This window comes from Thalassospira xiamenensis M-5 = DSM 17429, assembly GCF_000300235.2.
Classification (GTDB): domain Bacteria; phylum Pseudomonadota; class Alphaproteobacteria; order Rhodospirillales; family Thalassospiraceae; genus Thalassospira; species Thalassospira xiamenensis.
This window is the reverse complement of record NZ_CP004388.1, coordinates 3,494,065-3,508,653: the sequence shown is the minus strand read 5'-3', so window position 1 is coordinate 3,508,653 and position 14,589 is coordinate 3,494,065. Positions and strand designations below refer to the sequence as shown.

General features: G+C 54.4%; 12 protein-coding genes. 6 read left to right on the top strand and 6 right to left on the bottom strand.

Annotation, left to right across the window (positions count from 1 at the left end):
• Positions 1 to 51: 51 nt before the first annotated feature.
• On the bottom strand, positions 52 to 699 hold the full coding sequence (locus TH3_RS16310; RefSeq protein WP_040061139.1) for an MlaC/ttg2D family ABC transporter substrate-binding protein: 648 nt from the start codon (positions 697 to 699) through the stop codon (positions 52 to 54).
• Between the two features lie 14 nt (positions 700 to 713).
• Entirely contained in the window at positions 714 to 1,499 is a 786-nt protein-coding gene (locus tag TH3_RS16305; protein WP_076519693.1) for an MlaA family lipoprotein, read from the bottom strand.
• Between the two features lie 305 nt (positions 1,500 to 1,804).
• Here TH3_RS16305 and TH3_RS16300 point away from each other — a divergent pair, with 305 nt between their 5' ends.
• The 4 genes from TH3_RS16300 (at position 1,805) to metH (ending at position 7,555) form a co-directional block, all read left to right on the top strand.
• A complete protein-coding gene (locus TH3_RS16300) occupies positions 1,805 to 2,782 on the top strand; it encodes an ArsR/SmtB family transcription factor (protein ID WP_007089791.1) in 978 nt (325 codons plus the stop codon).
• A 76-nt stretch (positions 2,783 to 2,858) separates the two neighbouring features.
• Positions 2,859 to 3,761 carry a methylenetetrahydrofolate reductase gene (gene metF / locus TH3_RS16295; RefSeq protein WP_007089790.1) on the top strand — a complete coding sequence of 301 codons (903 nt, stop codon included), beginning with the start codon at positions 2,859 to 2,861 and terminating at the stop codon, positions 3,759 to 3,761.
• A gap of 38 nt (positions 3,762 to 3,799) precedes the next feature.
• Positions 3,800 to 4,873 (top strand): homocysteine S-methyltransferase family protein, encoded by a 1,074-nt coding sequence (locus TH3_RS23180; protein WP_040060076.1) that lies wholly within the window; start codon positions 3,800 to 3,802, stop codon positions 4,871 to 4,873.
• Positions 4,874 to 4,909: 36 nt separating this feature from the next.
• Positions 4,910 to 7,555, top strand: coding sequence for a methionine synthase (metH, locus tag TH3_RS16285; RefSeq protein WP_007089788.1), 2,646 nt, complete (start codon positions 4,910 to 4,912; stop codon positions 7,553 to 7,555).
• A 65-nt stretch (positions 7,556 to 7,620) separates the two neighbouring features.
• Here metH and TH3_RS16280 read toward each other — a convergent pair whose 3' ends face one another.
• Positions 7,621 to 8,865: a multidrug effflux MFS transporter gene (locus tag TH3_RS16280; protein ID WP_007089787.1), complete on the bottom strand. Its 1,245-nt coding sequence runs from the start codon at positions 8,863 to 8,865 to the stop codon at positions 7,621 to 7,623.
• Between the two features lie 299 nt (positions 8,866 to 9,164).
• Here TH3_RS16280 and TH3_RS16275 point away from each other — a divergent pair, with 299 nt between their 5' ends.
• Positions 9,165 to 10,958, top strand: a complete 1,794-nt coding sequence (locus tag TH3_RS16275; protein WP_040060074.1) for a chloride channel protein — start codon at positions 9,165 to 9,167, stop codon at positions 10,956 to 10,958.
• Between the two features lie 128 nt (positions 10,959 to 11,086).
• Here TH3_RS16275 and TH3_RS16270 read toward each other — a convergent pair.
• Together TH3_RS16270 and TH3_RS16265 are read right to left on the bottom strand one after the other, a co-directional pair.
• A protein-coding gene (locus TH3_RS16270; RefSeq protein ID WP_040059618.1) for an IS1182 family transposase occupies positions 11,087 to 12,455 on the bottom strand; the annotation gives its coding sequence in 2 pieces (ribosomal slippage) (positions 11,087 to 11,665 and positions 11,667 to 12,455; 1,368 coding nt in all).
• A gap of 104 nt (positions 12,456 to 12,559) precedes the next feature.
• Entirely contained in the window at positions 12,560 to 13,153 is a 594-nt protein-coding gene (locus TH3_RS16265) for a hypothetical protein (protein ID WP_007089785.1), read from the bottom strand.
• Between the two features lie 338 nt (positions 13,154 to 13,491).
• On the opposite strand from TH3_RS16265, the gene TH3_RS23205 reads away from it, so the two are divergent.
• Positions 13,492 to 13,659, top strand: a complete 168-nt coding sequence (locus tag TH3_RS23205) for a hypothetical protein (RefSeq protein WP_215905852.1) — start codon at positions 13,492 to 13,494, stop codon at positions 13,657 to 13,659.
• Positions 13,660 to 13,753: 94 nt separating this feature from the next.
• On the opposite strand, the gene TH3_RS16260 is transcribed toward TH3_RS23205, so the two are convergent.
• A complete protein-coding gene (locus tag TH3_RS16260) occupies positions 13,754 to 14,485 on the bottom strand; it encodes an EF-hand domain-containing protein (protein ID WP_007089784.1) in 732 nt (243 codons plus the stop codon).
• Positions 14,486 to 14,589 lie beyond the last annotated feature (104 nt).

Sequence of the window (14,589 nt, the reverse complement as noted above, 5' to 3'; positions counted from 1 at the left end):
CCACCGGAAAATCACCGGTGGCTTTTGATTTCCGTAACGGTCGTGTCGGAGTTATTTTCCGACTTTTTCGCGCAGATTTTCGGTCAGCGCAGAGACCTTGCCGCCGTTTTTCTGGATGACGGCGGTGAATTCGTCGCGCTGGGTGATGCCCATGCTCAGCCCTTCGACGGTGACGTCGATGATTTTGTAATCGTCGCCAAATTCGCGCAAACGCCAGATAATCGAAACCGGCGGACCATCCGGGCGGACAAACTGCGAATTGACGAAGGTATCCTTGTTCTGCTGTTTCTCGTCGCCGACAACGAATTGCTCGCCATTGAAATCCTTGAACTGGCTGGCGTAGTTAAGCGCCAGATAGTCCTGAAGAAGATCGGCGAACTCGTTGAGTTCTTCCTCGGAGATCGAGCGCCAGTAACGTCCCAGAACAAACCGGGAAATCACATCCATTGCGAAGTAACGGTCCATCAGCGCAACAAAGTTCTGCCGACGGGTATCGTTGCTAAGCGACTGGTCGGTCAGTCCGATAATCGCTTCATTCGCAAGAGTCTTGATTACCTCGGATGCGTTGCTGCTTACAGCGACCTCTACCGTCAGGGACGGCGCGGTGTTTGCATTACCTGCAAATGCAGGACCGGCCAGAAGGCCGGTCGTGCTAACGATTGCTGCCGCCAGTGCGGGAATCGTAAATCTGCTTTTCATGTTCGATCGAACCATTAATTTGCCGCAGCTTCAAACGCATCGTCGAAGTCGGCAGAAGCGCTTTCGTCTTCGAAATTCGGTGCCGAAGGATCTGCACCGTTCCGAATGGCGGCGTTGCGTTGCTGACGGTACAGGCTACGCAATGCAGCATAATAGTCAATCGACGTCTGTTGCAATTCGTTGAGCTGGTTGAGCGTGCGATAGCGCGCGTCAAGTGCGGTCAAAGCCAGCGAACCAAGATAGAGATTATCAAGGGTATCGCTGTTTCGGCTGCCCCAGGTCATCGGGTTTGCCACGTAATCAACGGCAATGCCGGTCGTATCACGCAAGTTCGACGGACCAAGCAGCGGCAGGACGATGTAAGGACCGCCGCCGATACCGTAATGGCCAAGAGTCTGGCCGAAATCTTCTGAATGATATTCGATGCCGAAATCGGCAGCCACATCATTGAAACCAAGGAAGCCGATTGTGGTGTTCATGATGAAGCGCTGAACAGTGTCAGCCGCCTGATCAGGTTCCCCTTGCAGCAGCGAGTTCAATGCATTCACCGGCTCGCCGATGTTGCGCACAAAACTGCGGACAGCGGTTTTTACCGGCTGCGGTGCAATGTCGCGATACCACATGGCGGCTGGGTAAAGGACCATAAAGTCTACGGCACCATTAACCCCGTGCACGACCCGGTTTACCGGTTCGATAGGGTCATAGTCACTCATGTCCTGTGCCGGCTGGGTGGACGCGCATGCTGTCAGCATGGACAGAGATGCACCAGCGCACAGCGAAAGCAAAGTTCGAAGCTTCATTATTTTTTGCCAAACGATTTTCGATACAAACTTTCCCCGACCCCGAGACGTTTTTGAAATCGGGATTTCAAAAACGCTACCTGTCCTGTTGCCCGCGAAGAAAACAGGACCATGCATCGCGCACGTCTCAGATACCAATGTGGTTAGCATAGGGAAAGTTTAAACACCAGCACACAAAATTATGTGCCCGATCAATGGGATTTGGCGTGTTGCTTTTTTGCCATACCCCTTTGGGGTGGGTAAATAGGTCTTGATTAAATATAAACATATCTTTATGTCTTTTCAGGGTTAGCGGAGGCAGCGAAATGGAACAGGTTCTTGCAAGGTTACGCGCGGCGGCAGAGGCGACACGTCTTCGTCTGCTGGCGATCTGTGCCGAATGCGAACTGACGGTCAGCGAGATCACCCAGATCATCGGGCAGAGCCAGCCGCGTGTGTCACGTCATCTGAAATTGCTGTGCGAAGCCGGTTTGCTTGTCCGATTCCGTGAAGGGACATGGGTTTTTTATCGCACACCCAATACAGGTCCGGGGGCCGAACTGTTGCAGCCGGTTCTTGATCTGTTGCCCCGCGATGACGAAACCCTCTTACTTGATCGTACCCGGCTTGAGCAGGTCAAGGCGCAGCGCGAACAGATTGCGACGGAATATTTCCGCGCGAATGCCGATGACTGGGATCGAATCCGGTCACTTCATATCGACGAAGCGGTGGTCGAACGGGCGCTTGTTGACGCCATCGGCGATCTTTCCGGGGGCCGTATTCTTGATATCGGTACCGGTACGGGCCGGATTCTGGAGCTTCTGGGCAAAACGGCCGAAGAGGGTGTCGGTGTTGATATGTCGCGCGAGATGCTGGCGGTCGCACGCGCACGCTTGCAGCGCGCCGATCTTTCGAACTGTCTGGTACGGCAGGCCGATATGTATCAACTGCCTTATCCGGCCGGAATGTTTGATGTTGTGACCCTGCATCAGGTGCTGCATTACGCCGAACGCCCCGAAGCCGCCATCGCCGAAGCTGCCCGCGTTCTGGCACCTAATGGCAGGCTGGTGGTGGTTGATTTTGCAACCCATGACCGCGAAGAACTGCGTGAAGAGCACGCGCATCGGCGGCTTGGCTTTGAAGACGGGGCGATCAATACGTGGTTTCGCGCATGTGAACTTTCGCCCGGCGATGTCATAAGCCTGCCGGGCAAGCCCCTGACGGTGCGAATCTGGTCTGCACATGCGTCGGCAAAGGAACAGAAGGCGCAGATCGCGAACAATCATAACGAAGCTGCCGAGTAACAAACCGGCAGCTTGATACCATAATAATGATGAATAACGACCCGTTCCACCGGAACGACAAGACAGGATTAAAAGAATGACGGTTAAAAACGACATCGCACCACAGGGAATATCCCGCAGCGATTTGCGGATTTCGTTCGAATTCTTTCCGCCGAAAACGGAAAAGATGGAAGAAACCATGTGGCGTTCGATCCACCGTCTGGCCCCGTTGAACCCGTCTTTTGTTTCGGTAACCTATGGGGCTGGTGGGTCAACCCGTGACCGCACGCATAGCAGTGTCACCCGCATTCAGGGTGAAACCGGCATTCCGGCGGCCGCCCACCTGACCTGTGTTGGTCACACCAAGGAAGAAATTGAAGGTATCGCGCGCAACTACTGGGATGAAGGCATCCGTTCGATTGTTGCCCTGCGCGGTGACCTGCCTGATGCGGGCGATAAATATGTGCCGACGCCGGGGGGATATCCTTATGCGGTTGATCTGGTCGAAGGGCTAAAGCGGATTGCGGATTTCGATATTTCGGTTTCGGCCTATCCGGAAACCCACCCGGATGCGCCCAGTGCCGATTTCGAAATCGAATATCTGAAGCACAAGATCGATGCCGGTGCGAACCGCGCGATCACGCAGTTCTTCTTTGATAACGAGGTGTTCCTTCGATTCCGTGACAAATGTGTTGCCGCCGGGATCACCGCACCGATTGTGCCGGGTATCCTGCCGGTGACCAATTTCGGATCGCTTTTGAAATTTGCCGATATGTGCGGCGCATCGGTGCCCAAGCGCCTGCATTGGCGGTTTGAAGACCTTGACGAAGATCCCGATACGCGCCGCATGGTTGCCTTCCACGAAGCCATTTCACAGGTCGAGGGCCTGATGGCCGAAGGTGTTACCGAATTCCATTTCTATACGTTAAACCGTGCCGAACTGACATATGCCATCTGTCATGCGTTGGGTATTCGCGGTGTTGCACAGGCCGCTGCCTGAACCACCCGCCAGAAAGCCTGCATGATCAAAACGACTGGATGACGATGATGAATGACCGCAAGGAACGCATTGCCCTGCTGCGTAAACGGGCCGAAAACAAAATCCTGATCCTTGATGGTGCGATGGGCACCATGATCCAGAAGCACAAGCTGAGCGAGGACGATTATCGCGGTGAACGCTTTGCCGACTGGAAACAGGATGTGAAGGGCAATAACGACTTGCTGTCATTGACCCAGCCAGACATCATCAAGGATATCCATCTGCAATATATTGCCGCGGGTGCGGACCTTCAGGGGACCAATACCTTTAGTGCGACGACGATTGCGCAGGCCGATTACGGCATGGAAAGCCTTGCCTACGAGATCAATTACGAAAGTGCGAAAATCGCGCGCGCGGCCTGCGATGAATGGGAAGCCGCCCATCCCGGCGATGTGCGCTTTGTCAATGGTGCCATCGGCCCGACCAACCGCACCGCATCAATTTCGCCCGATGTGAACAATCCGGGTTTCCGCGGGGTTAATTTTGATCAGCTGCGCGAAGCCTATAAGGAAGCTGTGAACGGCCTTCTGGATGGCGGGGCGGATACGCTTCTGGTGGAAACCATTTTCGATACGCTCAATGCCAAGGCTGCATTATTTGCCATCGACGAAGTGCTTGAAGAACGTGGTGAAGATGTACCGGTCCTGATTTCGGGCACGATCACCGATGCCTCTGGCCGGACTCTTTCGGGGCAGACGACCGAGGCGTTTTATAATTCGGTCCGTCATGCCAAGCCGTTCTCGATCGGGCTTAACTGTGCATTGGGGGCGGCACAGTTGCGCCCCTATGTGCAGGAACTGTCGCGCATTGCCGAATGCCGTGTTTCGGTTTATCCCAATGCGGGCCTGCCCAACGAGTTCGGTGAATATGATCAATCGGATGCCGAAATGGCGGCCTTGGTCAAGGAATGGGCCGATACCGGCATGGTCAATCTGCTGGGCGGGTGCTGTGGCACGACGCCACCCCATATCAAGGCGATTGCCGATGCGGTGGCAAATGCGACCCCGCGCAAATTGCCTGTGATTGAACCGAAAATGCGTCTTTCGGGCCTGGAACCATTCAATGCCGCCTGATGCCGGGAAGCTGAAAAAAAGAGATCGAACAGACCCATGAGTGACATTTCAAGATTCATCAATATCGGCGAACGCACGAACGTCGCAGGATCGATAAAGTTCAAAAACCTGATCGTCGAGGAAAATTACGACGCAGCCCTTGAGGTTGCCCGTCAGCAGGTCGAAAATGGCGCACAGATCATCGACATCAATATGGATGACGCGATGCTGGATGCCGAAACGGCGATGGTCAAATTCGTTAATCTTCTGGCGGCCGAACCCGACATTGCCCGCGTGCCGATCATGATCGACAGTTCCAAATGGAACGTGATCGAAGCCGGTCTGAAATGTCTTCAGGGCAAGGGGATCGTCAACTCGATCAGCCTGAAAGAAGGCGAAGAACCCTTCATCAAGCAGGCACGCCTTCTGCGCCGTTATGGTGCCGCCGTCGTCGTGATGGCATTTGATGAAAAAGGCCAGGCCGATACCGTCACCCGCAAGATCGAGATTTGCGAACGCAGCTATCGCGTGCTGGTCGACAAGGTTGGTTTCCCGCCCGAAGATATCATTTTCGATCCGAACATCTTTGCGGTTGCGACCGGGATCGAGGAACACGACAATTATGCCGTCGATTTCATCGAAGCCTGTAAGCTGATCAAGGAACGCCTGCCATACGCCAAGATTTCCGGCGGTGTTTCCAACGTTTCCTTCTCGTTTAGGGGCAACAACCCGGTCCGCGAAGCGATGCATTCTGTGTTCCTGTATTATGCAACGCAGGCCGGTATGGATATGGGCATCGTCAATGCCGGTCAGCTCGTGGTGTATGAGGAAATCCCGGCTGAATTGCGTGAACGGGTCGAGGACGTGATCCTGAACCGTCGTCCGGATGCCACCGACCGTTTGCTTGAAGTTGCCGAAAAATACAAGGGCACCGGTGGGCCGGAGAAAAAGGCCGATCTCGAATGGCGCAAAAAGCCGGTTAATGAACGATTGGCCCATGCGCTGGTCAACGGCATTGCCGAGTTCGTCGAAGAAGACACCGAAGAAGCCCGCCAACAGGCCGATAAGCCCCTTCACGTTATCGAAGGGCCGCTGATGGATGGCATGAATGTGGTCGGTGACCTGTTTGGTGCGGGCAAGATGTTCCTGCCGCAGGTGGTCAAATCCGCGCGCGTGATGAAAAAGGCCGTTGCTTACCTGATCCCGTTCATCGAGGAAGAAAAGGACGGTGTGCGCGAAACCAACGGCAAAATCCTGCTGGCTACGGTCAAGGGCGATGTCCATGACATCGGCAAGAACATTGTGGGCGTGGTCCTGCAATGTAACAATTTCGAGGTCCTTGACCTTGGCGTGATGGTGCCGACCCAGAAAATCATCGAAACCGCCAAGGCCGAAAAGGTCGACATGATCGGTCTTTCGGGCCTGATCACGCCATCCCTTGAAGAAATGACTTATGTCGCGGCCGAAATGGAACGCGAAGGGCTGAATATCCCGCTTCTGATTGGTGGCGCAACCACGTCCAAGGTCCATACCGCGGTCAAGATCGCCCCGAACTATAACAAGTCGGTGGTTTACGTGATTGACGCATCGCGTGCGGTGGGGGTTGCAAGCCAGCTTGTATCTGAAACCCACCGGGAACGGTTCGCGGCCGAAATCCGCGCGGAATATATTGCGATGGCGGAAAAACACGCCGCCCAGCAATTGCAGAAAAAACGTTTTGCCATTGCGGACGCACGCGCTAACAAGTTGCAGCTTGATTGGGATGCCTACGATATTCCCGCACCGGTCAAACCTGGCATTACCCGGTTTGAAACCTTTGATCTGGCCGAACTGGTTGAACGGTTTGACTGGAAACCGTTCTTTGAAACCTGGGAACTGCATGGCCGTTTCCCCGATATTCTGAATGACGAGAAAGTCGGCGAAACCGCACGTGGTCTTTATGAAGACGCCAAGGCGATGCTTAAGCGCATTGTCGATGAAAAATGGTTCAAGCCCTGTGCGGTTGTCGGGATCTGGCCAGCCAATTCGGTGGGTGACGATATCGAAGTCACCCCGGCACCTGATCAGAACGAACCGGTGATGCTGCGTACGCTTCGCCAGCAGATGTTCCGTGAAAACAACAAACGTCCGAACCGGGCCCTTGCTGATTACATTGCACCAAAAGAGTCGGGTAAAACCGACTATATCGGTGGTTTTGTCGTCACCGCCGGGCCGCAGGTCGAAGAAATCGCCAAAAAGCTTGAAGCCGAGCATGACGATTACAACGCCATTCTGGTCAAGGCGCTGGGTGATCGCTTTGCCGAGGCCTTTGCCGAACGCATGCATGAAAAGGTGCGTAAGGAACTTTGGGGTTATGCGGCGGATGAAAACCTTCCGAATGCGGAACTGATTGCCGAAAACTATCGCGGTATTCGTCCGGCACCGGGCTATCCTGCCTGCCCGGAACATACGGAAAAGCGTACGCTGTGGCAGTTGCTTGATGCCGAAAAGAATGTCGGTGTCAGACTGACCGAAAGCTGTGCCATGACCCCGGCATCCTCGGTCAGCGGGTTCTATTTCGCCCATCCCGAAGCCAAATATTTCGGTCTTGGCAAGATCGAACGCGATCAGGTCGAAAGCTATGCCGAACGCAAGGGCATGACTTTGGCCGAAGCCGAACGCTGGCTGGCACCGAACCTGAATTACGATCCGCGTCAGGCGTGATCGTACAGAACCAAAAAAGCCCCGCAGCTTTCCGGCTGCGGGGCTTTTTTACATTTGGTTGCTGATCAATGCGTCGCGTGGAAAAACTTCCCGCGTTCGGTGATGCCGACAATGATGATGGCCAGCACGGCAAGAGCCAGATAGCCGCCCACCAGCGGGATCACCGTGCCATTGAACTGCTGACCGATGATGCCGCCCGCGACAACGCCGATCAGGGTGCTGTAAACCCCGATCATCGAGGATGCGGTACCGGCAATCCGGCCTACCGGTTCCATCGCCAGCGAATTGAAGTTTGGCATGGTCATCGAAAAGCAGAAAAGTGTGACCGTAAGACCCACACCAAACACCGGAAGCGGCGGGGTACCGTCAAAGGCAAATGCAATGCCCAGATTGATCAGGCTGCTGATTGCCATCACCAGAAGCCCGCCCTGGGAGAGTTTGTGCATGCCGATCTTGCGCACAAGCCGGGCATTGACGAAGGATGAAACGCTCATGCAGGCGGCGATCATCCCGAACACCAGCGGGAACCAGACGCCAAGTCCGTAAACCTCGGTTTCGAAAATCTGCTGTGCCGATCCGATATAAGCCATCAGACAGGCAAACATCAGCCCCATCGCCGTTGCATAACCCAGCGTCTGGCGGTTGGTGATGGTGGTTTTGATATCGCGCGCAATCCGGCTGAGTGACAGTTTATGCCGGTATTCCGGATGCAGTGTTTCGGGCATCCGCAGGCTGTACCAGACGGCAATAATGATCGCCAGCACAAGGGTGCTGACAAAAATCATGTGCCAGTTGGCAAGGGCCAGGATCAGGCTGCCCGATGCCGGGGCAAAGACCGGCACGATGATAAAGATCATCATCACGAACGACATGACACGCGCCATTTCGCGGCCTTCGAAACAGTCACGCGTGATCGCAATCGTCAGGACGCGCGGGGCCGCCGCGCCAAGTCCCTGAACGAAACGCGCGATCAGAAGGTGGTCATAACTGTCGGCAAAAATCGCCATGACCGTGCCGATGGCATAAATCGAAAGACCCAGCATCAAGATGCGCTTGCGGCCAAAGCTGTCGGCCAGCGGGCCATAAACGATCTGCATCAGGCCAAAGGCAATCATGAAGACATAGATCAGCAACTGCATGCGGTTGCCGTCTTCGATGCCGTAATCGGTGGCAATCGGGCCGAATGCCGGTAACAGGTTATCGATCGAAAGCGCGACCAGACCAATCGTGATCGCCATCAATACCACGAATTCGACAAAACCGGGGAGCGGACGGGCGATGGTGGCGCCCGATTTTTGACTTTCAGTCATTTATCGGAAGTCCTGAAAAAGGAATTTGTTGTTGTGTGCGGCCAAGTCCCGCCAGCCAAAAGGCCTGTATTGCAACAAACATGCGTTATTTTTCGTTGCAAGATCAATGATGGTTTTTTGAAAGGCAGGTCATTCCCCACTCAAAACAGCATTTTGAACGAACAAAGGTCATCATTTGTGCCTGAAAAATGCTGATAGTGGCAAAAAATATTGGATTTGCCGACCTTTACCTTTTATTCGCAGGAACTTGTAATCATATGATCACATCCTGTTTCACCCGTTCCCGCCGGTAACCCGATATGGCCGAAAAGCTTTTCAAGTCCAACCAACTGCTCAGTCAACTGCGTCGCCTTGTCAAAAGCGAACAGCTTGTGCTGTCGATACTGGCATTGGTGGTCGGGGCCATGGCCGGGGGCGGAACAATCGTGTTTCGCGAAGGATTGCTGTTTTTTCAGGCACTGGTTTATGGCACCGGGGACGAGGCCCTTCATCACTATCTTGTCGATCTGCCATTCTGGCATCTGATGGCGGCCCCGACATTGGGCGGACTTTTTGTCGGCATATTCATCTATAAATTTCTGCCGGAAAAACGCCCGCACGGTGTTGCCGACCTGATTGACGCGGTGGCCTTTCACGATGCGCGCATGTCATCGCGTTGCGGGATCAAAAGCGCATTTGTCAGTGCTGTATCACTGGGGGCCGGATCGTCACTGGGCCGAGAGGGGCCGGTTGCCCATATGGGGGCATCCTTCGGTGCGTGGCTTGCACGAATACTGCATTTAAGACGCGGCGCTTCGCGTACTTTGCTTGGCTGTGGTGTTGCATCGGCGGTGGCGGCATCGTTCAATGCGCCGCTGGCCGGGGCCTTGTTTGCCCATGAAGTGGCCCTTGGTCACTACGCATTAACGGCATTTGCCCCGATTGTTCTGGCATCTGTGACCGGCACGATCATAACCCGGCTTTATTATGGTGCCGATGTTGCCTTTTTGCTGCCTGCCCACGAAATCCAGTCCTTCCTTGAATTTCCGGCTTTTATCCTTTTGGGCATCACCGCGGGAATTACCGCAATCTGCGTAACACGCGCGATACCGGTGGTGCAAAAGGCCGCCAAGGCATCCAAAATTCCGCTTTGGTTACGGCCTGCGGTGGCGGGGCTTGTGATTGGTATCGTTGCGATCCAGTTTCCCCAGATTGTCGGGGTTGGATACAGCGCAATGAATGATGCGCTTTACGGTGCTTATGACTGGTCATTCCTGATGCAGCTTTTGTTTATAAAGGCCGCGATGGTCGCGATCTGCATCGGTATGGGCTTTGCGGGCGGCATTTTCAGCCCCGCCCTTTTCCTGGGGGCGATGCTGGGCGGGGCTTTTGGGATTACGGCAACGGCAGTTTTCCCCGACCTTTCATCGGGCTATGGTGCTTATACGCTGATCGGGATGGGGGCGGTCGCCGCTGCCATGCTGGGAGCACCGATTTCAACCACCCTGATGATGTTTGAGCTGACGGGCGACTATGCCCTGACCATTGCGGTGATGGTGGCATCGGTGATTGCATCGGTCATCATGGATCAGTTTCAGGGCGGGTCGTTTTTCGCGTGGCAGCTTAAATGCAGGGGGCTTTCAACCCGATGGGGCCGGGAAGTCAATTTGCTGCGCATGATGAAGGTCGCCGACATCATGAAGGCGGAATACGAAACCGTGCCGCTTGTCGAAGGCATGCCGGGAATCCGCGAAAAACTTATTAACGCCCCCTATTCCGAACTGTTTGTTGTTGATGATGATGGCCGGTTGCATGGCACGATCACACTGGCAGATCTGCGCCATGCGGCATTTGACCCGACGATGGGTGAAGAAGTTACCGCAGGCCAGGTCGCCCGGTCCAAGCCGCCGGTCCTGCTTAGGACCGACAGTATCGAAAAGGCCGTGCGTTTGATGGAACAAACCGGCGAGGAACACCTGCCGGTGATCAATAATGACGAAGAACGCCTGATGGTTGGTTTCGTCCATGAAAAGGACGCGATGATGGCTTATAACAACGCGCTTCTGGAACTGCAAAGCGAAGAGCGCGGTGATGCGCCACCCAAGCTGTTCTAGTCCGATCCGTGATGAAAAAGAGCAGCGCTTATATGCGCTGCTCCCAGACCGCTGACAAACCCCGTCATATTTTGGCGGGGTTTTGCTTTTAGAGGTGTTTGAAAGCTGGCTTGAGTGTGCCGAGGGGATTATCCCTCGGCGATTGGCCCCTTGGGGCCCAAAGCCAGGGCTATTTTCTTGATGTTTTGGGCGGCGGCGGCCAGCAGACATTGGCATTTGACATTGATCAGTCCCCGGAACCTTGCATATCGATGACCGTGAAGCTGTTTGGCATCTGCAAAAGAGCGTTCGACCGTCTCTTTTCGGCGCTTGTAAACCCGCTTGCCCCACTCTGTCAGACGATAGGCGTCAGCCCGGTCTCTGGCGTCTTGCCAGACATGGCGCGTGACAGTTTTTCGGTGGTGGGCATTGGCGGTACAGGAAGCCAGCACAGGACAGGTGCGGCATTTTTCCGGGTCGCTGTGATAATGGCGGTATCCATTTCGGTCGGTTGTCGCATAAGACAGAAGCTGACCTTCGGGGCAGCGATAAGCATCACGTTCAGGGTCATAAACGTATTTGCGTTTGGGGATGTAGCCTTCCCGAAGGTTCGGGCGGCGATAGCCCGTCACGCCAAGGATGTCACGATCTTCAAGGCCTTTGGCAATCGCGGCGGTCGCATAGCCCGCATCCAGTCCGACGGCGATAACATCAAGGTCAAAACGCTGCCCTTTGTCGGTCAAGACGGTCGAGATAGGGAATGCTGTCATGCAGATTGGCCGGGGTGGCGTAACTGTCGGTAATGATCCCAAGCTTGCCATCGACCGTGCGGTGATCGAGATAGAAAAAGCCCTTGGGCTTGCCGTCGCGCACCATATATCCGCTGTCGGGATCGGTTCGGCTGATCTTGGTTTCTTTCTCAACCGGCTGGCGTTCCTTGGCTTTGAGCGGCTTTTTCGCATGAGCCGCCCGGTCTTCCTCAATCGCCAGATCCAGATCATCCCAATAGGCCGCGCGCGATTTGGCAACCACTTCGCGGTCCCATTTGTTCTTGTTGGCATCGGCCTTCAAATGCGTGCTGTCGGTATAGAGAACCTTACCATCCACCAGCCCGTGCCTGATCGCCTGCTCGACGATCTCGTCAAAAATATCCTGCGCAACACTGGCATCATGATATCGACGCCGCCGGTTCTGCGACAGGGTCGAGGCATCAAAGACCTTGTCGGTCAGCTTGAGTTGCAAAAACCAGCGATAGGCGACATTGACCTCAATCTCGCGCACAAGCTGGCGCTCCGAGCGCACGCCAAACAGATAGCCAATGAACAGCGCCTTAAACATCATCACCGGATCAAGGGCGGGACGGCCATTGTTCGCGCAGTACAAATCGGCCACGCGCGCATGGATAAAACTGAAATCGATCACGGCATCGATCTTACGAAGCAAATGATCGCTGGGGACCAAACTGTCGAGTGTCACCATCTCAAGTTCGGTTTGATGTGGGCTGGGTTTCTTAAGCATTCCCCATTGAATCAAAAATCCCCGCCAATGGCGAGGACTTTGTCAGCAGTCTGAGAGCAGCGCTTATATGCGCTGCTCCGTTCAAGGTTCTGTGGGCAATACTATCAGGCGGCCAGTGCAGGTTGGGTTTGACCCGGCCGACCGGACATGACCTGGGCTGCAACACGACTATCAAGACCAGCAACGTTTTCAGGAAGATCGTTTGCAGCCTGTTGGGCGGCAATATCGATTTCCTGACTTTCTTTACGGGCCTCAATTTCTGCCGTTTCGTTACGTTTGTCCTCCTTCGATGGCGGGGTCAAGCTGTCACGAACGGCAGATTTGAATTCTTCCTCGGCATCCTGCTCAGCAAATGCAGGATCGTTTTTGGCCGGATCAGAATTTGACGAGAAGACCCCCTTGGAGGCCTCCTCGCCGGAAGTGGCATCCTTGCCTTGTTCTGCAACATTGGCCATTGCATCGGCAAAGGATGTCGATCCGCTTCCGGTTGCTTGCATTTCCAGCATGACCGCCTGCACCGAATCAGACAAATCGCCGAATTTGGTGCCATAAAAGGTCGGTTGTGCAGATTTGCTGCTTTGTGGTGTTGCGCTAAATGCGCTGTATTTGTCGATACCTTCGGGTCCACCATCCTTAGATACTGAGGTTTTGGGCGACGTTACCGGTAGCCCAAATCCCAATCCAAGAAGACTGTTCATGAAAAATATCCTTCTTCATGGATGTACACAGCACTACACCACACAAAAGGCGAACCTTTTGCAGGGTGTAACGCGAACCGGAAAAATTCATGCAACTTCAAGACCATTGGCACTTTTCCAAAGGTCTGCTGATGTCAGTAACCTTGTATTGCGCCAAACATATCCGGCGTCAGGGCTTTGTGTGTCTTGGGCGGCATAATTTGCCCATTATCCAACAGGTTATAACCTGCCAACCCTTACGGACGATTGGATAAGTGCAAGGTGATACGCAACAAGCCCGTGATACCGACCGCATGAATTATACCGGGTGTGGAGGCAATAGATGCACGTTTATCTGATTGGGGGCGCGCGTTGCGCGAGCATCCAACGATCCGGTGATCAATAACGACGAAGAACGCCTGATGGTGGGTTTCGTCCATGAAAAGGACGCGATGATGGCCTATAACAACGCGCTTCTGGAACTGCAAAGCGAAGAGCGCGGTGATGCGCCGCCTAAGCTTTTCTAAGGTAGTCCCTGAATGTGAAGGCAAAAAAGCGCCGGTTTGATTTCGGGGGGCCGACAGCAAGTTGGTGCTATCGCTTCGTCGGAAGTGAACGGTATTACGCCATCAACTGCGCCATCAGACGGTTGTCGAACGGTGTTGGGCCGTTGCTGGTCGTGGTGGCTGCGTCGTCGCTTGTGCTGCTGGCAGACGCGGTTTCATTGGCCGGGGAGGCGGCCATTATTTCGGCAAGGCTGACAATACCGTCTTCGTTGGTATCAAGCGGATCGTAACTTTCGATATCGGATGTTGCGGCACTGTCACCGTCCGATGAACTGCCCGTGCTTTCAGCCGCAGTTGCCGTGGTCGTGGTGGCACCGGGTGGTGGTGCCATGCTTGTCAGGTAATCGTCTTGGGAAATGCTTTTAGCATCACTTCCCGCCATCATCGACCACAGGTTTTCGGCCATTTCATCGCTGACATCATCGGGTTTTCCTGCCAGGAACTCATCCTTGGTCAGCGAGCCGTCATCATCGGTGTCAAGGTCATCGAACAGTTGCTGCGCATCGAAACCGCCATCGGTGGCCGATTTGTCGGTGCTTTCCTGCATTTCGAGCAGCATGGCTTTGATCTGATCGGAAAGCTGGTCAACGCTGCCCTGTCCGTTGGCAGCAATTTCCGAAACCGCGTCGACCGCCTGTGTCGAGGCCGTGCTTTGCGCACTGGCGAGCGCAAATCCACCAATGCCTTCTACGCCGCTACTGCTTTCGGTAGACTGGCTGCTACCGGTCGACTGTGTTTGGCTAAATATTTGCGCAAGACTGGCACTGAGACTGTTGATGCCGCTCATCAGGGGCTCCTTGCGTGGTGATTGTCGTTATGACTGTTCACGCGAGGCGCAGGAAAAACTGGCGCAGAAAAGCAGGCGGAAAAATATTTTAAGGGAAAAAATTG

What these genes read in the sequence shown, in the direction of transcription:
- TH3_RS16260 (WP_007089784.1), bottom strand. Translation starts at nt 14,485, where the DNA reads ATGAGCGGCATCAACAGTCTCAGTGCCAGTCTTGCGCAAATATTTAGC.
- TH3_RS23180 (WP_040060076.1), top strand. Translation starts at nt 3,800, where the DNA reads ATGACGATGATGAATGACCGCAAGGAACGCATTGCCCTGCTGCGTAAA.
- TH3_RS16265 (WP_007089785.1), bottom strand. Translation starts at nt 13,153, where the DNA reads ATGAACAGTCTTCTTGGATTGGGATTTGGGCTACCGGTAACGTCGCCC.
- TH3_RS16300 (WP_007089791.1), top strand. Translation starts at nt 1,805, where the DNA reads ATGGAACAGGTTCTTGCAAGGTTACGCGCGGCGGCAGAGGCGACACGT.
- TH3_RS16310 (WP_040061139.1), bottom strand. Translation starts at nt 699, where the DNA reads ATGAAAAGCAGATTTACGATTCCCGCACTGGCGGCAGCAATCGTTAGC.
- TH3_RS16280 (WP_007089787.1), bottom strand. Translation starts at nt 8,865, where the DNA reads ATGACTGAAAGTCAAAAATCGGGCGCCACCATCGCCCGTCCGCTCCCC.
- TH3_RS16305 (WP_076519693.1), bottom strand. Translation starts at nt 1,499, where the DNA reads ATGAAGCTTCGAACTTTGCTTTCGCTGTGCGCTGGTGCATCTCTGTCC.
- metF (WP_007089790.1), top strand. Translation starts at nt 2,859, where the DNA reads ATGACGGTTAAAAACGACATCGCACCACAGGGAATATCCCGCAGCGAT.
- metH (WP_007089788.1), top strand. Translation starts at nt 4,910, where the DNA reads ATGAGTGACATTTCAAGATTCATCAATATCGGCGAACGCACGAACGTC.
- TH3_RS16275 (WP_040060074.1), top strand. Translation starts at nt 9,165, where the DNA reads ATGGCCGAAAAGCTTTTCAAGTCCAACCAACTGCTCAGTCAACTGCGT.